This window comes from Actinomycetes bacterium (genome assembly GCA_036000965.1).
Taxonomy (GTDB): Bacteria; Actinomycetota; CALGFH01; order CALGFH01; family CALGFH01; genus DASYUT01.
Genome location: DASYUT010000154.1, coordinates 1 through 20,235, shown reverse-complemented (window position 1 = coordinate 20,235; position 20,235 = coordinate 1). Strand labels below are relative to the sequence as shown.

24 protein-coding genes are annotated in these 20,235 nt (G+C 71.2%); 15 read left to right on the top strand and 9 right to left on the bottom strand.

All coding sequences use genetic code 11. The annotated features are described in order from the left end of the window. The first annotated feature begins 243 nt into the window (after positions 1-243). The gene (locus tag VG276_13585; GenBank protein HEV8650404.1) at positions 244-612 is read left to right on the top strand and encodes an RNA-binding S4 domain-containing protein; all 369 of its coding nucleotides are present in this window, start codon (positions 244-246) and stop codon (positions 610-612) included. Positions 613-790: 178 nt separating this feature from the next. On the opposite strand, the gene VG276_13580 is transcribed toward VG276_13585, so the two are convergent. The 3 genes from VG276_13580 to VG276_13570 form a co-directional block, all read right to left on the bottom strand. Next, entirely contained in the window at positions 791-1,180 is a 390-nt protein-coding gene (locus VG276_13580) for a hypothetical protein (GenBank protein ID HEV8650403.1), read from the bottom strand. Positions 1,181-1,190: 10 nt separating this feature from the next. Further along, the gene (locus VG276_13575; protein HEV8650402.1) at positions 1,191-1,424 is read right to left on the bottom strand and encodes a hypothetical protein; all 234 of its coding nucleotides are present in this window, start codon (positions 1,422-1,424) and stop codon (positions 1,191-1,193) included. 280 nt (positions 1,425-1,704) lie between these two features. Continuing rightward, positions 1,705-2,244 (bottom strand): YbaK/EbsC family protein, encoded by a 540-nt coding sequence (locus VG276_13570; GenBank protein HEV8650401.1) that lies wholly within the window; start codon positions 2,242-2,244, stop codon positions 1,705-1,707. Positions 2,245-2,687: 443 nt separating this feature from the next. Here VG276_13570 and VG276_13565 point away from each other — a divergent pair, with 443 nt between their 5' ends. From VG276_13565 to VG276_13550, 4 genes are all read left to right on the top strand, one after another. Then, positions 2,688-3,128: a hypothetical protein gene (locus tag VG276_13565; GenBank protein HEV8650400.1), complete on the top strand. Its 441-nt coding sequence runs from the start codon at positions 2,688-2,690 to the stop codon at positions 3,126-3,128. Between the two features lie 117 nt (positions 3,129-3,245). Continuing rightward, positions 3,246-3,779 carry a cupin domain-containing protein gene (locus tag VG276_13560; GenBank protein ID HEV8650399.1) on the top strand — a complete coding sequence of 178 codons (534 nt, stop codon included), beginning with the start codon at positions 3,246-3,248 and terminating at the stop codon, positions 3,777-3,779. Between the two features lie 138 nt (positions 3,780-3,917). Next, the gene (locus tag VG276_13555; protein HEV8650398.1) at positions 3,918-4,604 is read left to right on the top strand and encodes a DUF1326 domain-containing protein; all 687 of its coding nucleotides are present in this window, start codon (positions 3,918-3,920) and stop codon (positions 4,602-4,604) included. A 166-nt stretch (positions 4,605-4,770) separates the two neighbouring features. Further along, on the top strand, positions 4,771-5,466 hold the full coding sequence (locus VG276_13550; GenBank protein ID HEV8650397.1) for a hypothetical protein: 696 nt from the start codon (positions 4,771-4,773) through the stop codon (positions 5,464-5,466). A 247-nt stretch (positions 5,467-5,713) separates the two neighbouring features. On the opposite strand, the gene thrS is transcribed toward VG276_13550, so the two are convergent. Beyond that, positions 5,714-6,979, bottom strand: coding sequence for a threonine--tRNA ligase (gene thrS / locus VG276_13545; protein ID HEV8650396.1), 1,266 nt, complete (start codon positions 6,977-6,979; stop codon positions 5,714-5,716). Positions 6,980-7,592: 613 nt separating this feature from the next. Here thrS and VG276_13540 point away from each other — a divergent pair. The 5 genes from VG276_13540 (at position 7,593) to VG276_13520 (ending at position 10,353) form a co-directional block, all read left to right on the top strand. Further along, positions 7,593-7,823 carry a ribbon-helix-helix protein, CopG family gene (locus VG276_13540; GenBank protein HEV8650395.1) on the top strand — a complete coding sequence of 77 codons (231 nt, stop codon included), beginning with the start codon at positions 7,593-7,595 and terminating at the stop codon, positions 7,821-7,823. Then, the gene (locus VG276_13535) at positions 7,823-8,260 is read left to right on the top strand and encodes a TA system VapC family ribonuclease toxin (GenBank protein HEV8650394.1); all 438 of its coding nucleotides are present in this window, start codon (positions 7,823-7,825) and stop codon (positions 8,258-8,260) included. Before VG276_13540 ends, VG276_13535 begins: the two co-directional genes overlap by 1 nt. Positions 8,261-8,770: 510 nt before the next feature. Then, positions 8,771-9,133: an MTH938/NDUFAF3 family protein gene (locus VG276_13530; protein HEV8650393.1), complete on the top strand. Its 363-nt coding sequence runs from the start codon at positions 8,771-8,773 to the stop codon at positions 9,131-9,133. 373 nt (positions 9,134-9,506) lie between these two features. Continuing rightward, positions 9,507-9,752, top strand: coding sequence for a type II toxin-antitoxin system HicA family toxin (locus VG276_13525; protein ID HEV8650392.1), 246 nt, complete (start codon positions 9,507-9,509; stop codon positions 9,750-9,752). Continuing rightward, positions 9,742-10,353, top strand: coding sequence for a hypothetical protein (locus VG276_13520; GenBank protein HEV8650391.1), 612 nt, complete (start codon positions 9,742-9,744; stop codon positions 10,351-10,353). Before VG276_13525 ends, VG276_13520 begins: the two co-directional genes overlap by 11 nt. 465 nt (positions 10,354-10,818) lie before the next feature. On the opposite strand, the gene VG276_13515 is transcribed toward VG276_13520, so the two are convergent. Beyond that, positions 10,819-11,043, bottom strand: coding sequence for a hypothetical protein (locus tag VG276_13515; protein HEV8650390.1), 225 nt, complete (start codon positions 11,041-11,043; stop codon positions 10,819-10,821). 259 nt (positions 11,044-11,302) lie between these two features. Here VG276_13515 and VG276_13510 point away from each other — a divergent pair, with 259 nt between their 5' ends. The 5 genes from VG276_13510 to VG276_13490 all read left to right on the top strand — a co-directional run bounded on the left by VG276_13510 (position 11,303) and on the right by VG276_13490 (position 17,378). Beyond that, the gene (locus VG276_13510) at positions 11,303-13,540 is read left to right on the top strand and encodes a thiamine pyrophosphate-dependent enzyme (GenBank protein HEV8650389.1); all 2,238 of its coding nucleotides are present in this window, start codon (positions 11,303-11,305) and stop codon (positions 13,538-13,540) included. A gap of 503 nt (positions 13,541-14,043) precedes the next feature. Beyond that, entirely contained in the window at positions 14,044-15,273 is a 1,230-nt protein-coding gene (locus VG276_13505) for a hypothetical protein (protein ID HEV8650388.1), read from the top strand. A gap of 346 nt (positions 15,274-15,619) precedes the next feature. Further along, a complete protein-coding gene (locus VG276_13500; GenBank protein HEV8650387.1) occupies positions 15,620-15,922 on the top strand; it encodes a transposase in 303 nt (100 codons plus the stop codon). Positions 15,923-16,354: 432 nt separating this feature from the next. Then, the gene (locus tag VG276_13495; GenBank protein HEV8650386.1) at positions 16,355-16,720 is read left to right on the top strand and encodes a DDE-type integrase/transposase/recombinase; all 366 of its coding nucleotides are present in this window, start codon (positions 16,355-16,357) and stop codon (positions 16,718-16,720) included. A gap of 250 nt (positions 16,721-16,970) precedes the next feature. Continuing rightward, entirely contained in the window at positions 16,971-17,378 is a 408-nt protein-coding gene (locus tag VG276_13490; protein ID HEV8650385.1) for a nitroreductase family deazaflavin-dependent oxidoreductase, read from the top strand. 37 nt (positions 17,379-17,415) lie between these two features. Here VG276_13490 and VG276_13485 read toward each other — a convergent pair whose 3' ends face one another. The 4 genes from VG276_13485 to VG276_13470 all read right to left on the bottom strand — a co-directional run. Further along, on the bottom strand, positions 17,416-17,679 hold the full coding sequence (locus VG276_13485; protein HEV8650384.1) for a hypothetical protein: 264 nt from the start codon (positions 17,677-17,679) through the stop codon (positions 17,416-17,418). A gap of 37 nt (positions 17,680-17,716) precedes the next feature. Continuing rightward, the gene (locus VG276_13480) at positions 17,717-18,358 is read right to left on the bottom strand and encodes a helix-turn-helix domain-containing protein (GenBank protein ID HEV8650383.1); all 642 of its coding nucleotides are present in this window, start codon (positions 18,356-18,358) and stop codon (positions 17,717-17,719) included. 143 nt (positions 18,359-18,501) lie between these two features. Continuing rightward, positions 18,502-19,383, bottom strand: coding sequence for a transposase (locus VG276_13475; GenBank protein ID HEV8650382.1), 882 nt, complete (start codon positions 19,381-19,383; stop codon positions 18,502-18,504). A 656-nt stretch (positions 19,384-20,039) separates the two neighbouring features. After that, the coding region (locus VG276_13470; GenBank protein ID HEV8650381.1) for an ISAzo13 family transposase at positions 20,040-20,235 on the bottom strand (196 nt) is incomplete at its 5' end.

Below are 20,235 nucleotides of genomic sequence, written 5' to 3'. Positions count from 1 at the left end.
GTCCAGGACCAGCAGCTCCGGTCGGTGCATCCGCTGGTACCCCTGGTAGTACCCCAGGATCGAGCTGCCACGCAGCCCGGACGGCAAGCCGGGTGGGCGGCAGCCGCGTTGTGGCTGGTCGTGGCGGGGCCAAACCGTCTTGGCCGCCGTGGACCACGCCGAGCGGCGCGCCGAGGCCGGCAGAGCCGGCCGACCAGCCCATTTGTCGAGGCGGCGTGCCGCTCCCCGTGTCACCATCGGGGCATGGACGGCACGAGGATCGACCGCTGGCTGTGGGCGGTGCGGCTGGTGAAGACACGTACCCTTGCCGCGCAGGCCTGCCGGGCCGGGCACGTGCAGATCAACGGGGCTCGGGCCAAGCCAGCCGCGCCGGTCAAGGTCGGCGACACGGTCCGGGCTCGGCTCGGGGGCCGCGAGCGGGTCGTCGAGGTGGCCCGGCTGCCCGGCACCCGCGTCGGCGCCGAACTGGCCGCTGCGTGCCTGATCGACCGCAGCCCTCCGCCGCCGACCCGCGACCCCCTCGCGGGACTCGGCCGCCGCGACCCGGGTACGGGCCGCCCCACCAAGCGTGACCGTCGCCAGCTCGACCAGGCCCGCGGCCGCCGCGCCTGACCCTCGGCCCTCGGGTCGCGGCGGATGGTCCGGGGAGGCAACGACGCCGAGGTGCCGGGCTGACCTCGTAAGGCCTCAGCGTACCGAGCTGCCGTCCGACTCTGCAGCCACGCCGTGCCCGCGCACCAGGCTGGGCGACGCCTCGACGTCGGCGCCCACCGCCGCCCGCATGGGCGGGTCAGCGGTAGCGGAAACGGTGGGCGGTCGCCAGGAAGCGGCGCTCGTCGGTCTCCAACAGCAGCTTGTTGGCCAGCATCTCGTCGGCGACCGGCACCGGGGACACCGCCTCGATGCAGAAGCCGGCCCCTCGCACGTCCCGCCGAACGACTCCCCCTCCGCAGACGCGGTAGCGGTGGCCGGCGGCGGTGGTGACCTCAAACCAGCCACGCGCGCGGTACTGTGCGCGCTGGTCCGGCGACAGCCAGGCCAGCAGCAGCGCCTCGGCCCGCAGCCTGGCCTGGCGCCGGCGCGCCAGCGCGTCCCTGCCCCGGCGCACCGGCCCGATCAGCAAGCGCGCGAGCATGACGGCTGCGGCCACCCCCACCGCCCACCAAACCGCTGCGGTCATGGCGGACCTGTTAGCCGCCAGCCATGCGCGGGGCGACGACCAGCTCGGTGTGCTCCTCTGGGTTCCAGGTGTCGAGGGTGACCTGTTCGCCCCTGCCGTCCCCGGTCTGCCGGTAGACAAGCCGGCCGGCCGTCTGCGCCTCCCGGAAGACCGCTTCGATCTCCCGGATGGTCGCGGGGTCGACGGTGTCCCAGGTGCGGATGGTGTCGCCGTGGGCGTCGGCGATATGGATGCTGCCGGTCATGAGCCGCGCCTCCTCAAACGGTGCTCACGGGCCATTCTGCGAGAACTGCCGGCCTGATGGAACAGCTGACGTTCCTTCCACCCGGAGCTCCGCCGCCGGATGGTCTTCGTCGCCAGGCACGGCCGGCCGGCCGCCGCGCGGGCCAGTCCCAAGCTGTCAGGGCGGGCTCGCCGGGTCCTTCCGGCCGGCTCCGTACTGCTCGAGCTCACGCCATGCCCTGACCGGGCGCTCCTGCCGGGACAGGCCGCTGGGGATGGGATGTCCTGGCGGAGCGGAACCATCACGACGCTGGCTGCCGGCGGCCTGCCACGGCCTGCTGCGCCGCCCGGCGCCGACCGACTGGATCCTCGCTGCCGCGCTCCGGCCGCCGGACCAGCGGCACGGTCATAACCCCCACACCCGCGAACAGCTCCTCGGTCCGCATCTTGACCGACTCGGTCTGGGCGCCGGCCGCGAACGCCACGGTGTCGTGCCCCAGCACCTCCGGGTCGACGTACACCGCCGCGCCGACCAGCCCCCCCAGCGGCGGCAGCGCACCCAGCTCGTAGCCGCCGAAGTCACCCTCGAGCTCGTCCTCGGTGGCCAGCCGGGCCCGGTTGTCACCCAAGGCCTCGCCGACCAGGTGCAGGTCCAGGCGACGCGAGGCCGGGATGACCATCAGCGCGTAGCCGGACCCCGTGCGTACCGCCAGCGTCTTCAGCACCTCGCCGGCATCGATGCCGAGCGCCCGCGCCTCGTCGATGGACGTGTAGGCCTGCCGGTGGGGTAGCACCTCAAAGACGCTGCCACGCTGCTCGAGGTGCTCGGTCACCACCGACATCGCAGCCACCTCCCAGGCCGCCAGGGCCCGCGGCGGCCAGGTGGTCGCCAGTCCCTGCGGGGCCCACGCGGGCTGTCCCGCTCACCCTACACGGCGCCGACCATACTGCCGAGGGCCGGTCCGGGCCGCGGACCGGCCTGCCGGCACGCTTGCTGCGCGCCGCTGCGTCGTGGCGGGTGACCTGGGTGATCGACCGTCCATCCGGTGCTGCGGGAAACCATCCCAGGCTGGTCAGTCGCGGCGGCGCAGCGGATGCTCCGCCGGCACCTCCACGATGCAGCTGCGCACCCCGTCCGGGTCGGCGACCCAGGGTGATGTGGTCCTCGTCGAGCGTGTCGTGCTGTCCCGGGTCGCCTGCGCGGCTCGGCGAGGAGCCGGGTGAACGCCTGGCGGATGCCGTCCTTGCCGCGTCGCACGCCTGCCGGGGTGATGAAGCTGGCGTCGTGGCTGTAGCCGGCGACGATCCCCTGCTGGTCCTCGGCCGCGGGCGCATCGGCGTGGTGGCCGAACCTCCTGCGGGCTTCCTGGAGCTGGGTATCTCCCACGCCGAGGTGAACGTAGGCCGGACCGAGATCCAGCAGTTCAGCCCGTCGCTGTACCACTACCTGAGCCACCTGCACATCGCCCTGTCCGGCTTCATCGCCGCCTGCGGGCTCGCCGTCGCGGCGCTGGCATGGTTCGGCGTGCGTCGTGGCGAGCTGTGGGCGTGGGTGACGGCCGTGGCCGTTCCTGTCCTCGCCCTGGCGGTCGCGCTGCCAGCCCACTACCCGTACAACCTCGACACCACTGGCCATCTCGGCCTGATCTACGCCGACACGATGGTGTTCGTGGTCGGTGCGGTGCTCGCCCTGGCCGGCCTGCGGGGGCGGCGAGCCACACGCTAGGAACGCGGGTGGGCCGGGGCCATGTCGAGGTCACCGCCCCACGGCACCGCTCATGGGGGAGTCCACCTCCCACACCGACCCACCGGCGCTGCGGCGCCGACCGAAAGGAGTGCACGGATGCGCCTGCCGACGATGCCCAGGCGACCCGCGGCTGCCTCTGCCGCCGCGATCTTGTCTGCGAGCCTGCTCGTGCTGACCCTCGTGGGGGTCGGCGTCGGCCGGGCCGATCATCTGCCGGTCCACGGCACGATCCTCGCCCGCGGCCCGTTCACCGATCCCGTGGACCTGAAGGTCAAGGCAAACGTTGCGGGAAAGCTCGGCGTGGTCCAGGTGCACGACGCTGCGGACACGATCGTCCAGCAGGTCACGGTCCAGCCCGGTGGGTTCACGGGTTGGCACTCGCACCCGGGGCCGGCGTTCGTGGTCGTTGCCGAGGGAACGTTCACCTACTACGACGGTGACGATCCGACGTGCACGCCGTACCCCTACGGCCCGGGTGAGTCGTTCGTCGACCTTGGGCAGGGCCACGTCCACAGCGCGAGGAACGAGGGCAGCAGCGTCGTGCGGGTGTACGTCACGTACTTCGACGTGCCCGCGACCGTGGCAAACCCGTTCATCCCAGCGGAGAACCCCGGGGTCTGCCCGTTCTGACGCAACGGAGAAGGCGCGGGCGTCCGCCATGCCGCCCGCGCTCGCCCTGTTCCATCGGGGCCATTCGGCCGTCCGACTCTCGGCTCGTACGTGACCAGAACCCGAGCACGCCTCGAGCTGTTGGAGGAGTGAGCGTCCATGCCGACACGCATCGGCGAGCTGTTCGAGGCATACTCCTGCAACGTGCTCTGCCCTTGCTGGATCGGCCAGGATCCCGACCTTGGGGAGTGCTTCGCCATCGTCGCCAACCACATCGACAGCGAGCAGGTCACCGGCATCGACGTGTCCGTCGGGCGCATGGCCGCGCGGGTGCTGGCGCGGCCCCGTGCCGGCACGGCCTCCTGCCTGGTGGCATGGCGCGACGGACCGCCGCAGGGCCGCAAGCGGCCGGCCGGCTCTGCGCTGCTGGACGTCCAGGGCGGGGTGCTGGCGGTCGCGCGCACCGTCTGGGGTAACCATCCCCAGGCCGGAGCCGGCGCCGTGACCGTGCGGGTCGGGATCCTCCCGGCGATGCTCGGCCGCGACCCCGGCGAGCTGCTCGCCGAGCCTGGATCCTCCGATGCGGATTTCGTGGCGTCGGGGTCGGGTGGTGAGGGTTGCTGTGAACGGGTTGGGCGGCTGGCAGCGGGTTGGCTGTGCCTCCTATGGTCCCGGGTCACAGCACTCGGAGGTTGGGTAGGGTTTGCGCTCGGTAGGCTGCGGAAGGCCGGCATCTGGCCCATTGGGAGGCGGGACGATGGTGGGTCTTACGTTCGTGGGCTGGTGGTGGTCGTCTTCGGTGTGGTCGTGCTTGCGCTCGGGCTGGTGTTGGAGCGCCTAGCCTAAAGGTGCAGGGCTGGCAGGCCGCCCAGGTCGTAGGCTGCGGCGCGCTGTCCTTGGGAGCAGACCAGCCCTCGGACACGCCCTGGGTCAACGGCGCACCGTCCGGGCGCAGACCCCGAACCTTCCGTCGTCGGAGGGTTGGCGGCGTCGAGAACAGGAGGATGCTGGCATGGACCGCGAGGAGTTGATCCGACAAGTGCGCGCGCTGCGCGCACGAGGCTGCACGCCCAAAGCCATCGCCCGTGCCCTGGGCGTGCCACCCGCAACCGTCGCTCCCCTGGTCAGGACCATCGCCGCCCAGGACCACGCAGGCGCCCCGGAACGCGAGCTCATGCGCTGCTGGGTGAGCCCAGGGTGGAGCGACGGGCTCACCATCGAAGGTCACCGGGAGTGGCCCGACGTCGACACCGCCGACGCCGGTACAGCAGGCCTGGTGAGCGTGCTCGTCGCGCGCGAACAGCGCCAGGGCAGGGTCGGCGTCTGCGGCTGGCTGGTCGACGTCTACTGCCTCGGGGTCAAAGACGTCGTCGGCCCGCGCGTCATGGACCAGCGCCGCGTGTCGGAGTTCACCCGCTCCTACTTCGCCGCCTACCAGGCGCGACCGCTCCAAGCGCCCGTGGATCTGGCCCAACACCTGGTGTTTGGCGCCGTCGCGTACGCGCGTGGCCTCGGCTTTGCCCCCGCCCCGGGCTTTGCGGCAACCGCACGGCAGCTCGGGCCGTGGACCGGTCCGAGCGTCATCGGCTTCGGGCGCGACGGCAAGCCCCTCTTCGTCCAGGGCCCCCGCGACAACGCCGCAGCCATCCTCACCACGCTGGAGCGTTCCGTCGGACGGGGCAATTTCCACTTCCTGGTCAGCCCGTAGCCGCGGCGGGCACCTCATCCAACAGCGCGGGCAGAAGACGTTCGGGCCACCCGCACAGGTCCCGAACAGCCACCCACCCAACACCGCGCGCGGTCAGGCGATCACGCCCCGAGCGCAAACCCCGAAACACATCTGGCGATCACGCCCGATGACCTCGTCGTAGCGCTGCTGGGCGTCCTGTCCCTCATCCACCTCGGCAAGGCCGGTGCCAGCCTGCCGATGCTCATGGCCGGTGCCCACCCAACCGCTATGCGCGGGCATCGGTGTCCCACAGCTCGACGCGGTGCGCGCCGGTGAGGGCGCCGATGCGGGCTAGGACCTCGGCGGCGGGCAGGGCATCCAGGCGGCGGCCGTCGCGCAGGCGCAGGGCGACCTGGTCGTCGGCCGCCTCCCTGGAGCCGATGATCGCCTGGTACGGCACCAGCCGGGCAGCGCGGATGCGGGCGCCCAGGGTACCCTGCGCCGGCCCGGCGAACTCCGCACGTAGCCCCTGGTCGATACCCCGTCGCACGAGTGCGGCGGCCTGCGGCAGCTCGGTGTCGGAGACCGGGAGCACCACCAGCTGAGTGGGGGCGAGCCAGGCGGGGAAGGCGCCACCGTGCCGCTCGATGAGGTGGGCGACGACCCGCTCCACGCTGCCGATGATGCTGCGGTGGACCATGACCGGCCGGTGGCTGACGCCGTCCGGGCCGATGTAGCGCAGATCGAACTGTTCGGGCTGGTGGAAGTCGACCTGGATGGTAGACAAGGTGGCCTCGCGGCCGGCACTGTCGGCGACCTGCACGTCGATCTTCGGACCGTAGAACGCTGCTTCCCCCTCGGCGGCCTCGTAGGCCACGCCCGAGCGGTCGAGGACCTCGGTCAGCAGGGCGACGGCCCGCTGCCACATGCCGGGGTCGGCGACGTACTTCCCGTCCGGTCCCGGCAGGGAGAGCCGGCAGCGGGCCGGGCCGATGCCGAGCGCGCCGTACGCCTGGCGGATCAAGTCCAGGGCTGCACGCGACTCGTCGGCAGCCTGGTCCAAAGTGCAGAAAATGTGCGCGTCGTTCAGCTGGATCGCCCGGACCCGGGTCAGCCCACCGAGTACCCCTGACAGCTCGGAGCGGTACATGCCTCCCAGCTCGGCCATCCGCAGGGGCAGTTCCCGGTAGCTGTGCGCGCGGGAACGGTAGATCAGCGCGTGGTGCGGGCACAGGCTCGGCCGCAGCACCACCTGCTCCCCGCCGAGGTCCATCGGGGGGAACATGTCCTGGCTGTAGTGGGACCAGTGCCCGGAGAGCTCGTACAGCTCCCGCTTGCCCAGCACGGGCGAGTACACGTGCTGGTAGCCCGCCCGGCGCTCGACATCGCGGATGTACTCCTCCAGGGCGTGCCGCACGGCGGCACCGGCGGGCAGCCAGTACGGCAGTCCCGCGCCGATCAACGGGTCGGTGTCGAAAAGGTCCAGCTCGCGGCCGAGCTTGCGGTGATCGTGCATCGTGGTCTCCTCGCAGACGGTAAGGCGAGTGACCACACGGCGAAGCCCCGGGGCACTCGCCCCGGGGCTTCGGACAAAGACAGCTGTCAGCGCGCCGGGACACTCTCCGGCGTCGTCGTCATACCAGCGCGCTTCATGCCGGCAACAGTAGCAAACGCACCGCTGTCCACGCGATCGGTCTTCGGCCGGAGAACGCAGGAGCTTCGGCCGGAGAACGCAGGGGTCGCAGGCCGCTGCGCAGCTTGGGCAGGCCGAGCTGGTCTTCCATGCCCTCGTGGTAGCTTCGGTAGAGCTGCCCGGCCTTGCCGAGGAAGTCGCTCTTCAGGCCTGTCGACAGAGGACCGGGGCCTGACACCGATCGCCGGAACACAACCACACCATCTCCAACCCCACCCAGGATGGCACCGGCGACAGCACTGTTGCATCTGAGCGGGGCGCGTCGCCGGCAGGCAACAAAATGGAGGCACCTCCCGCCCAGAGGGCTGCAAGAAGTGCTCAAAGCGATCAATCCCGAGTGTCGAAGGCAGCGTTCAGGGCTCCGGTGGAGGCCGGCGACGCGCTCCGCCCTAGATGCAACAGTGCCGCCCCAAGTGCGTGCGAGAGGATCGGCATGACAGGGTCTTGATCATCATGATGTATCATTAGGCGCATGCGAACGACAATCACCTTGGAAGACGACGTTGCCGCGGCCCTTGAGCAGCTCCGCCGGGACCGCTCCATCGGCCTGAGCCAGGCCATCAACGAACTCATCCGGGCCGGCCTGACCGCCAAGCGGCCCCACGCGCCGTTCCAGCAGTCCTCCCAGCCCATCGGCCTGCGCATCGACGTCGCCAACGTCGCCGAGGCGCTGGAGCTGCTCGAGGGGCCTTCGGCGCGCTGATGCTGGTCGACGCCAACCTGCTGCTGTTCGCCGCCGACCAGGCCAGCCCCTTCCACGAAGCTGCCGCCGCGTGGCTGACTGAGGTGCTCAACGGCCCCCGCCGGGTCGCGCTGCCCTGGCCGGTGCTGGGCGCGTTCGTTCGGATCGGCACCCATCCCCGCGCCGCCGAGCATCCCCTGTCTCCGCAGGCCGCCTGGCGTCACATCGAGGGCTGGCTTGCGTGCGACCCGGTGTGGATCCCCAACCCCACCCAGCGGCACGCCGAGATCCTCGGCGGCCTGATCGTCGCCTACCAGCTGCGCGGCAACCTGGTCAGCGACGCGCACCTGGCCGCACTGGCCGTGGAGCACGGCCTTGAGGTGTGCTCAGCCGACACCGACTTCGCCCGCTTCCGCGAGATCCGCTGGAGCAACCCACTCGCGCGCTCTCGACCCTGAGCGCCGCTCCCACGCTGCTGGCAGCAGCTCCTCCAGGACCACGCGGTACGTCGGCGCATGGTCGGTCACAACCTCGCACGGTGTCACTTTCGTCGTACCGATCGCCCGCTCGAAGAACCGGCGGGCCTGAAGGGGTGCGCAAACTCGGACGTGATCTGTGACCTGCTGGTTCGTGTCGGACGGCAGCTCGGTACGCTGAGGCCTTACGAGGTCAGCTCGGCTGTAGGGTGCGTAAACTCGGGTGTGGCCCTGTGACCTGGTGGTTCGCGCCGGACCGCAGCTCGGTACCCTGAGGGCAGAATCGATCTCGATTCTGCCACCGCCCACTCTCGAGGTGTAGGTTGGCTCGGCTGGGTCGGAGTCAACCAGGACGGACCGCTGTCGGGATGACCATGTGCGGAGTTCGGCCGTTCGGGCTCCTTGTCACCCTGACGCAGGGGCCGGCTCCTGGGGCCCGTACGCCGACAGCGGTGCTGGCTCGGCGAGGGTGGCGAGGGGCGGTGAGGGACCATGGAGCCCAGGATCGACCAGACACAGTTCGGCTCGGTCACCATCGCCGGAGAGGTCTTCACCCATGACGTGCTCATCCGGCTCGGCGGCAAGGTGGAGAAGCGCAAGAAGCGGCTGTCCAAGGCCGTCTACGGCACCTCGCACACCATCTCGCTGGCCGAGGCCAAGCACGTCTACCAGAAGGGGGTGGCGCGGCTGCTCATCGGCGCGGGGCAGTACGGCACGGTCGCGCTGTCGGAGCAGGCGGCCGCCTACTTTGAGCGCAACCACTGCCAGGTGGAGCTGCTGCCGACGCCTGCGGTGATCCCGGTCTGGAACCAGGCCGAGGGCGCCGTGGTCGGCCTGCTCCATGTGACCTGTTGAGGCGCCCGCTGGAGGCGGCACTGTTGCATCTGGCGATCAGCTGCCTCGACTCCTCCACCAGGTCCCCAAATGCCAGGAACGACCACCATGATCGGCCGCTTTGAGTACTTCTCAAGCCTTCTCGTGGGGAACACGCTCCACTCAGCCACTCGTCGGCGACGCCCTTCGTCCAGATGCAACAGTGCCCGATCAGCAGCCACCGTCCCCACCGGGCGCTGATGGTGCAACCGCCAGATCCGCCCGCTCGGCTCCCTGTCGTCGACGAGGATCACCGAGGCATTGTGCACCGTCGCGACCTACTCGGCGGACTCCTCCACGAGGACCGCCCAGCTGCATGAACGCCTTACGCACCCTTCAAGGTAGGATGCCGGGTGTGCCCAATCCGTTCCCCTCACTGAAGGCCCGGGCCATGCTGCGCCTGCTTCAGGGTGAACTGGGCTATGAGGTGGCCCGCCAGCACGGCTCGCACCACAGATTGGTTGCTGCGGGAAGGCCGGAGCTGACGTTCGCGTTCCATGACAAGCGAAGCCTGACACCGGTCGAGGTGCGCGACATACTGGTGAAACAGGTCGGACTGAGCAGCGACGAAGCGCTGAGGGTGGTTCGCGGTGGACGGTAACATGATCCATCTGATCGTCCGGGATACCGGCGAAGGGTTCTATGCGACCTCGCCGCAGGCGCCCGGGCTCGCCTACGGACGGGCGACACTCGCCGAGCTGCGCACCGACCTCGACGATGTCCTCGCCTTCCACTTCAATCGGCCTGGCCCGTTCCACGTGCTCGAGCACCACGAGCGGCACTATGAGATCGAGGGCGGCGAGCTGGTCACTCGGATCGCCCTTGACGAGCACCGCGACGAGCGGCAAGAGGTCTACGCGCGGCTTGGTCGCGTCCTCACCGTCCCTGGGCAGGCTCGGTCACTGCTGGAAGGCCCGGCCAACCGGGTGGGCGAGGTCGTGTACGTGTGCGCCGTGCCGTCCGACACGATCGGTTGGGTCGCCGCTCAGCTCGATCCACGGGGGGAGGCGGTGACGGTGGCTGTGGCCATCGCCGATCCGTTCGTCTTCACGGTCCCGATCGTGTCTGGTGACGACGCCACCCAAGTGGCTGGGGTGTCGATCGGCGAGCGCGGGTACACGCTGGAAACCACGCTCGGTGAGCTGGTGCGGGACACCCCGATCGTCCAGCCAGTGACGGCGCACCACAACGTCGCTTCCTGAGTCTCGACTCTGGCTGCGCCGTTCGACGCTGTGACCGGATCAGGGAGCTGGCTCTGGCTGCTTGGGTGGGGTGGTCGGGGAGTTGCACCTTAGGGGCTTGGGGATCTCCGATCGACAAAAGGGTTGTCGATGCCGTCCTGTGTGCGGTGCGAGGCGGAAGTGCTCGGTCACTGGGCGCTACGCGGCGATGCCGCAGTCTTGGAGGAGGGCCTGCATCTCGAGACGGAGGGCTTCGTCGTGCTGGTCGATGGGGGCACTGCTGCATCTGGGCGAAGAGCGTCGCCGGCGAGTAGCAAAGTGGAGGCACTTCTCGCCAAGATGACTGCGAGAAGTGCTCAGAGCGGTCAATCCCGAACGTCGAAGGTGACGTTCTGAGGCTCTGGTGGAGGATCGCGACGGCGTGATCACCAGATGCAACAGTGCCTGTTCGACCTTCGCTGAGGCGCTCTCGCCACCGGGTCGGGTCTACCAGGCCGTCCACCAACCTAAGGGCTTGCCGCTCGACAACGTTGCCGTTGCGGCGTCCGGGAGCAGGCTTGGGAACCACCGGACCCGTGGTGCTTGGCGCGCCTGCCAGCAGCGCCCGCCCGGCGACCAGTAGGGCCGCGCCGGCAGCCCGGCCGCGGTGAGCCGCTCGCCGAGCAGGGCCACGCCGAGAGCGGCCGCGGTGAGCGGCTCGGCCAGCGACACGGTCGCCGCCCGACTGTTGCGGCCGGACAGGACCGCCGCCGACCCCGCCCGGCGGTGGCGTCCTCCGGCGCAGGTCGCCGCTCCGTCCTCTGCCTCCGTGCCGGCCGGCGAGCGGAGTCCGCGATGCCTGCATATCATCGGAAACTGCAACTGCCCTGGTTCCCGCGTACCCGTCGATCGCTGACGTCCGGACCGACGGGCGGGGCTCGACGGGCTCCGGCCCGGATGACAAGGCTTGCGGAGGAAGGCGTGGACCCGGATGCTGGAATCGATCGACGCCCACTTCATCGAGGCTGTCTCGGCGTTCGCACCAGGGCCGGCGAGGGACCCTCGGCTGCCGGTCCGGGAGGGCTCCTCGCTCACCGGGGAGCGCTGCCTCGAGTTGTTCGAGGCGCAGCTCGCCAGCCGCCACCTGGATGTCGCGGCGCGCTGGCTGCGCGGCCAGGGCACGGGCTTCTACACCATCGCCTCCGCGGGTCACGAGGGCAACGCGGCGGTTGCCGCGGCCCTGCGCCCCACCGATCCCGCACTCCTGCACTACCGGTCCGGGGCCTTCTACGTCGTGCGGGGGCGGCAGGTGCCCGGGCAGAAACCTCTGCGCGACGTGCTCCTCGGCGTCGTCGCCGCGGCCGAGGAGCCGATAGCGGGCGGCCGTCACAAGGTCTTCGGCCATCCCGCCCTTGCGGTGATCCCGCAGACATCGACGATCGCGTCACACCTCCCGCGCGCGGTCGGGACGGCGTTCGCGATCGAGCGGGCGAAGCGGATCGGCGTCTCCTGCGCCTGGCCCGCCGACGCCGTGGTCGTCTGCAGCTTCGGCGACGCCTCGGTCAACCACTCCACCGCGGCCGGCGCGATCAACGCCGCCTGCCACTGCGCCTACCAACGGCTGCCGTTGCCCCTGCTGTTTGTCTGCGAGGACAACGGTTTGGGCATCAGCGTGCGGACGCCCGAAGGCTGGGTGCGCAGCGCGTACGGCAACCGCCCGGGTCTTCGCTACCTGGCGGCCGATGGTTGCGGCCTGGCGGACGCCTACGACGCCGCGGTGCAGGCGGTCGCGTGGGTGCGGGAGCGGCGGGCGCCCGCGTTCCTTCACCTGCGGATGGTGCGGTTTCTGGGGCACGCGGGATCCGACGCGGAGGTGGCCTACCGGACGCCTGCCGAGATCGCCGCCGACCGCGACCGCGATCCCCTCGTGGGCACCGCGCGCCTGCTCGTCCAGGGCGGGGTGGCGACGCCGCGGTTGGTGGTCGAGCGCTACAAGACGACCCGCAGCGAGGTGCTGGCCATCGCCGAGGACGTGGCCGGAGCGCCGCAGCTCCCCACGGCGGAGGCGGTGATCGCGCCGCTTGCACTCCGTCACCCCGACCGGGTCGCCACGGTGGCCGCGCGCTCGGCCGACCCAGCCATGCGTGCCCGGGTGTTCGACGGGCGGCTACCCGAGCGCGAGGGCCCCCTCACGCTGGCGCTCGCGATCGACCTGACCCTCGTCGACCTCCTCGCCGTCCACCCCGAGTTGCTGGTCTTCGGCGAGGACGTCGGCCGCAAGGGCGGCGTGTACGGCGTCACGCGGGGGCTGCAGCGACGGTTCGGAGCTGCGCGGGTCTTCGACACCCTGCTCGACGAGCAGTCGATCCTGGGGCTCGCGCTCGGCGCCGGGCTCTCCGGCCTGCTGCCGATCGCCGAGATCCAGTACCTGGCCTACCTGCACAACGCCGAGGATCAGGTCCGCGGCGAGGCCGCGACCCTGCAGTTCTTCTCCCAGGGCGCCTACCGCAACCCGATGGTTGTGCGCGTCCCCGCCTTCGGCTACCAGAAGGGGTTCGGTGGCCACTTCCACAACGACAACGCGATCGGGGTGCTGCGCGACGTGCCCGGGTTGGTGATCGCGTCCCCGGCGCGGCCTGACGATGCCGCTGCCATGCTGCGCACCTGCGTCGCGGCGGCGAAGGTCGACGGCGCCGTCTGCCTGTTTCTCGAGCCGATCGCGCTCTACCATACCCGCGACCTACACGCCGAGGGCGACGGCGGCTGGCTGGCGCCCTATCCGGAGCCAAGTGGCTGGAGCGCGACGCACGCGCCGCTCGGCCGCGGGCGAACCCACGGGGACGGGCACGACCTGACGCTGGTGACCTTCGGCAACGGCCTGTACATGAGCCTCCGTGTGGCGCGGCGGCTCTCGGGCCTCGGCATCGGCTGCCGCGTACTCGATCTGCGATGGATTGCCCCGCTGCCTATCGACGACCTGCTCCGCGAGGCGGAGGCCACCGGGCGGGTGCTGGTGGTCGACGAGACCCGCCGGACCGGTGGCGTGGCCGAGGGCGTCCTCGCCGCCCTGGTCGATGCTGGCTTCCGGGGGGCGATGGCGCGGATTACCAGCGAGGACAGCTTCATCCCGCTCGGTGATGCCGCGCGGCAGGTGCTTCTCTCGGAGGCGACCATCGAGAAGGCGGCCACGGAGCTGGCCAGGCGGGCCGATGGCGCGGAGCGGAGCTGACGCCGTGACGCCACCGAGCCGGAGTCAAGCTGGGCCGCCCTGGCCGCCACCTGGACCGTTCGGAGCCCGCTGGGCGGCCGTTGGCTGCGAGAGGCCAACGCGATACAGGCTGACGGCGGCGAGCGCATGGTCCGACCGGCGACTCTCCAGCCTGCTTGGCGAGCACCTCTCCGCGCAGGCGAACAGGCTCGGCCGGGGGCGAGTCGAGCGCCGTGTCGAAGTCCGACAGCGCCAGATCAGGCCGGGCGTCTCACTGTCCGGCTGTGGTAGGTTGCCGGAACCCTGGGGTACCCGCCGGGTGATGACCGGCCGTGCAGGGGAGGCCGCGCCTGTGTCGACCGCGCGCTATCCCGAGCACCGCCGTGTTCCCGCCGTCGTCACCGGCCGGCAGCTCACCAACCCCTCGGCAGGCTGGTCATGTCGATGAACCCAGCCGACCTCGATGTCGTCGTCGCGGAGGTCGTGCTGGCCCGGCCCGCCGTCCTCAACTTCCGGTCGGCCTGGTGACCGCGGGCAGCGGGGATGATCGCCGGCCGCTGCTGCTCGGCGCCGACGACGTCGCCAGGGTCTTCGACCTCGACACCGGCCTCGCGTCGCAGCGCGAGGCCTTCAACCGGCTCGGCCGCGGCGAGGTCGACCAGCCGGCCCGCCTGATGCTGCCGGTCCCGCGGGACGGCTCGCTGGCCTTCTGCTACGCGGCCCGCATCGCCCCCGGCAGCGGCGCGGTGAGCAAGTTCGGCAGCGTGAACCCCGGCAACGCCGCGGCCGGCCTGCCGACCGTCAGCGCGACCGTCCTGGTCCTGGATCCCGAGGACGGCCGCCTGGTCGCGATCATCGAGGGCACCACGCTGACGGCGCTGCGGACCTCGGCGGCGAGCGCCCTGGCCGCCTCGCTGCTGGCCAGACCCGGCGCCGCGACTGCGGCCGTGCTCGGCCCCGGCGTGCAGGGACGCGGCCACGTCCGCGCGTTCGCCCACACCCTCCCTCTCGAGGAGATCCGGCTCTGGGGTCGCGACCCGCAGGCCGCCGAGCGGGCCGCCGCGCTGGACCGGGAGGTGCGCCCGCGCGTGCTGGCTGCGGCCACGGTCGCCGAGGCGGTCGCCGGCGCGGACGTGGTCGCCACCTGCATGGGCAGCCACACGCCGCTGGTCGAGGCCGAGCAACTCGCGCCCGGTGCGACCGTCATCAGCATCGGCTTGATCGCCCCGGACCGCAGTGAAGTCGGCCTCAGCGTGGTCACCACGGCCGGGACCGTAGCGGTCGACTACCCACCGGCGGCGCTCGAGCACGCCGGCCCGGTCATCCAGGCGCTGGCCGCGGGCCGGCTCCGCGGGGCCGACCTGGTCGAGGGGCACGGTCCGGCCGTCGACCTCGGCGGTGACGCACACCCCGAGCACCTTGTCGAAGGCGCCCTTGGTGACCAGCAGCGGGGCGCCGTCGCCGCCCGCCAGCACGCTGAGCCGCTTGCGCTGGAAGTCGTAGGGGATCTCGCCGAGCCGGGCGCTGGCGTCGACCGGTGCCACGCTGGCGAGGATCGCCTGGTCCAGGGGGTTGGGGAAGCCGCGCTGCAGGCCCGCGTTGAGCCTGGCCAGCCGCAGCACCTCCTGACTGGGACGGCCGGCCGGGTCGAGCGCGCTGTCCAGGCGGACCGCGCCTCGACCGATGCGGCCTGGGTCGGCCGTGATGCCGTGGCGCGGTGGATGCCCGTCTCGGCGCCGCCGACCGGGTCCTAACAATGTGCGCGCGAGTGCCGCATCCCGAGGCTTGGGCGATGGGTAGAGCAGCGCGCCATGGCTGAACCCCCTGGAAGCACCCGTCCGCGAGCGGGTGCCGTCGGGTGGGATGGGTTGCTGGCCACCAAGCTGCACCTGCCACGCGCCCAGCCGGGGTTCGTGGCCCGCCCGCGCCTGCTGGACCGGCTGGAGGAGGCGCTGGCGGGGCGGCTGGTGCTGGTCTGCGCGCCGGCCGGGTGCGGCAAGACCGCCCTGCTGGGCGACTGGGCCAGGCAGCGCCTGAGGTTCCCCCGCTTTCCCGGAGGCTTTCGAACCTGGTCCACTTGGACCAAGGAGGGAGCCTTCGATGGCAGCACCCCGCAAGTACCCACCCGAGCTGAAGGAGCGAGCGCTGCGGCGGTGGCGCTCGTCGACGCCCCGGCGGCCGATCGCCCACGTCGCCCGCGAGCTGGGGGTCAACCCGGAGACGCTGCGGACCTGGATCCGCCAGGCCCAGGCCGACCGCGGCGAGCGCGGTGACCAGCCCACCACCGCCGAGGTCCAGGAGCTGCGCCGGGAGAACCTCGAGCTGCGCCGCACAGGCGAGATCCTCAAGGCGGCGAGTGCCTGGTTCGCCCAGGAGCCAGGCCCGACCCGGCGACGGTCATGACGTTCGTCAGCGAGCATCGTGACCGGTTCGGGGTCGAGCCCATCCTCCGGGTGCTTCAGATCCCCACCTCGACCTCCTACGACTGGGCGGCGCAGCAGCGCCATCCCTGCCAGCGCCGACGCCAGGACACCTGGCTGACCGAGCGGATCCGGGCCGTCCACACCCCGTTCGGGCGGGACCTACGGCGCGCCCAGGGTGCACGCCCAGCTGCGCCGCGACGGGGTCCGCACCGCACGCAAGCGGGCGGGGGCGGCTGCTGGCCGCCCACGGCCTGCAGGGCGCGTTCGTGCGCAAGCGGTGGCGCTGCTCGACCCGTCAGGACCCCAAGGCGACCCCGGCGCCGGACCTGGCCGGCCGGGACTTCACCGCGCCCGCGCCCAACCGGCTGTGGGTTGCCGACAGCAGCAAGATCCCGACCGGGGAGGGGCCTGGGTGGCTGGCGAGCGTCGGGATGGGTGCTCGCGGCGGATCGTGGGCTGGAAGGCCTCCGACCGGGCCGACACCGACCTGGTCGGTGGCGCGTTGGAGGACGCGGTGTGGGGCCGCGGCCTCGACGGTGCCCAGCCCAGGCTGCTCCACCACTCCGACCGGGGCGCGCAGGACACCGCGATCCGGTTCACCCAACGCCTCGCCGACGCTGGGATCGGGCCCTCGATGGGCAGCGTCGGCGACGCGTTCGATCACGCCCTGGCCGAGCACTGCTTCTCCGTCCTGAAGCTTGCGCTGGTCGACCGCACCAGCTTCCGCACCCGTGAGGAGGCCGAGCTCGAACTGTTCCGCTCCATCGACGGCTGGTAGGACCCCCACCGCATCCAACGGACGCTCGGCTGGCGCAGCCCCGACGAGGACGAGGCCGCCTCCTGGGCCACCCTCGCATCCCAACCCGCATCCTCTACCATCCAAGCCGACCCACCGGGCGCCAGGTAGCCCACCCTCCGGAGAACCGGGGCAACCTCACAGGTTGCTCGTGCATGAGGCGGGTCGAGCTGGCGAAGGTGCCCATCCAAGGTCGGCGTGGAAGCCGACCTGCGGCGACAAAGGAGGTGGCATGCCAATCCCCAGGACAGTGGGCCGGTGGAACAAGGTTGGCCTGAACCGGGTCACCAAGCGCATCGCACCGTGGACGCCCGGCTTCGGTGTCGTCGTGCACCGTGGCCGGCGCTCCGGCCGTCTGTACCGGACGCCGGTGAACGTCTTCCCGACCGAGGACGGCTACCTGTTCGCCCTGACCTACGGTCCAGACACCGACTGGGTCAGGAACGTCGTGGCCGCGGGTGGCTGCGAGCTGCAGACGCGAGGGCGCGTCGTCCACCTGGTCTCACCGCACCTGTTTCACGACGAGCGCCGGCGCGGCATCCGCCCCGTCGAACGACAGATCCTGCGGCTGCTCGGCGTCGCCGACTTCCTGTCCCTCAAGACCGCGCCCGCGGCATCCGCAACGCCCGAGCAGATCTGAGCGCCCGTCGGTCGCCCGCCAGGGCAGTACCGTGCCATCAGGTGAGCCGGGAAGCCTGGCGGCGCCACGATCCGACAGCAACCGCAGCAGATGGGGCCCCGCACCAGCGTCCAGTCCAGACACTCCCCCGGACAGTCTGCACCCACCGCTCGGCATAGGCGTTCGCCCTTGGCGCCCGGATCGGTGTGCGGATGACCTCTGCACCTTCGGTGCGGAATATCTCGTCGAAGGCGCCGGTGAACTTGGCGTCGTGGTCGCGGAGCAGGAACCGGGTCGCCACCTGCCGGTCGTTCAGGTCCATCGTGGCGTTCCTGGCCTGCTGGGTGACCCATGCCGCGTCAGGCCGGGCGGTGACGCCGGCGACCGTAACCTGCCTGGTGCTGAGCTGGATGAAAAACAAGACGTAGAGCGTCTTGAGCCAGATCGTCTCCACTGTGAAGAAGTCGCAGGCCACGATCCCCTCGGCCTGGGCTTTGAGGAACTGCGTCCAGGTCGGCCCGCCGCGCCGCGGTGCCGGGCCCCAGCCCGCCTCGTCGCAGCAGCGACCTGATCGTGGTGGCGCTGACCCGGATGCCGAGCTTGCGCAGCTCCCCGGAGATCCTGACGCAGCCCCAGCGCGGGTTCTCCCTCGCCATGCGCAGCACCAGCGTGACCACCTCGGGGTCGAGCGGTGGCCGGCCGGGCTTGCGCGTGTTGGGGTAGGTCCACTTGTGCCGCACCAGCTCGCGATGCCAGCGCAGGAGCGTCTGCGGCGTGACCAGGAACAACGACGTCCACCGCTGCCGAGGAAGTGTGCGGCTTGCCGCCGCCAGCAGGACCCGGTCGAGTGGGGTGAACTTGGGACGGCCGGCCGTGCGGGGCAACACCCGGAGCTGCTGCTGCAAGACCAGGATCTCCAGGTCCTTGGTCGCCTCGTCAGCGCCTGGGAGGACGAGCACGCGGGTAAGCAGGCGGACGACCAACCAGAGTATGAAGAGCATCGGCGGATGGTACGGAGTCCCTGGTCACGATGCGAATCCGAGTTTTTGCGCCCCACATGTCTCAGCTTGCGTTTTAACCAGGTGGGCGCGCTGGGGTAGCCGCCGATGGGCTTGGCGGTCGTGCTTGTGCTGGTTGTGGCTGGTCAGGTGGTCTTCTTGACTGCTGGGTAGCGGGTTCGTCGGCCGCTGCATGATCCTTTGGGCCGGCCGGGGCCTGCTCGGGAGGGTTTTGCCGGGCTGGCTGGAGTGCCAAGGTCGTGGCGAATGCGGCGAAAGTCGCGCCGAACGCGAGCGGGGGTGAGCCGGCCAGGGTCGCGGGGGCGTTCCCAGGGCAGGCGGCAATCGGCGGCCAGGGGGCGGGCAAGCCGGAGCTGGGTGAGGGCGGCGAGGATGGTCCAGGTCCAGCGGTCGGCCTGCTGGGGGGTGCGGATCGCCGGGGTGGTCCAGCCCAGGGTGTGCTTGCCAAACCGCAGGGTGTGTTCGATGTCGAAGCGGCGGATGTAGGCCCGCCAACACCCGTCCAGGTCGGCGTCGGCTGCCCCGGCGTGCCACAGCCACAGGGTCTTGACCGCCCGGGTGTCCTGCTTGGGCAGGTGCTCGACCTGGACGCGGATGACGGTGCCGACCACGGTCGGCAGCGGCCCGTCGTGGTCGGCCCAGCGGCCGCGTCGTTCCAGCTTGGGGTGGAGCTGCTTCCAGGCCTTGACGGTCACGGTGCCGTACTGGTCGTCCTGGACGGTCAGTTGCTCGTCGGGGTCGCCCCAGGTGGTGGGCTCGCTCAGCGCGAACCGGTCCCCGTGGCGGCGGGGCCGGCCGGTCGTGTCGGGGGTGCGAGGCGGCGGGTCGCGGTAGAAGACCCGGTCGCAGCGGATGCGGACCAGCAGCTGGGCCCGCACCCCTGCCAGGTCCCGGGTCAAGGCGATCGGGTCGTAGCCGCCGTCGCCAACAACCAGCGGCACCTGGGGCGACCCCGCCCAGCCGGCCCACCAGCACCTTGAGCTGCTCGGCGGTGAAGACGCCGGCATCCTCGCGTGGAGGGATGCGTGCGGCGTCTACCGGCGCGGTCCAGGAGTCCTTCGCCCAGCTCAGCTGGGCGATCCAGGCGTAGTTCCAACCCGCCACGATCGGCTGGCCTGCCGAGTGCCTGGACGGGTAGTAGGAGCCCCGCTCCGGGCTGGTCTCGGCGTCACAGCGCGGCCGCGACGAGGTGTCGAAGGCGAAGGCCAGCGGCCAGGATGCTGGTCGGGACGCCACCAGCAACTCCCGCAGCGCCTCGGCGTCGATGTCCCCCCGAGACAGGGCCGCGTACAGGCTGCCATGGCTGCGGCGGAACACCGGGTCCAGGCGCAACGCCGGCACCGACGAGACCGGGCCGGGCCAGCACAACAGCGCATCAGCAAGCTCGAACGCCGCATCCGCCCACCGCGTCAGGCAGCCGTAGAAGCCCTGGCGGAATCCCACCAGAACACCAAGCTCACGATGACTCGTCGGGAACCGGGCTGTCCCCCGCCCGCCTGCATGGTCCACAATGGCGCCCACGGCCACCGCCACCACCTTCGAGATCTTTCGCAGGAACCCGAAGATGATCCCGCGGTGGCCGGCTCACGTCACGGCGACACGCCGCACAACATCAACAGCCCGCGGCCGAGGTTAAAACGCAAGCTAAGGGCTCGCGCAGGAATTACGCAGCCGTTGTGCAGGTTGTGACGCCCGCGATGGTGTAGTTCCACTCACCATGCCAGCCATGCCGGGTGAGCGGCACGGCGCCCAACTCCGCGTCGGTGACCTTGACCCCGGTCGGATAGGACCCGCGGTCAAGCTCAGCGCGGACCTTGAGGCCCGTGCGGGTGGTGGTCGCGCCGATCAGGTCGACGACC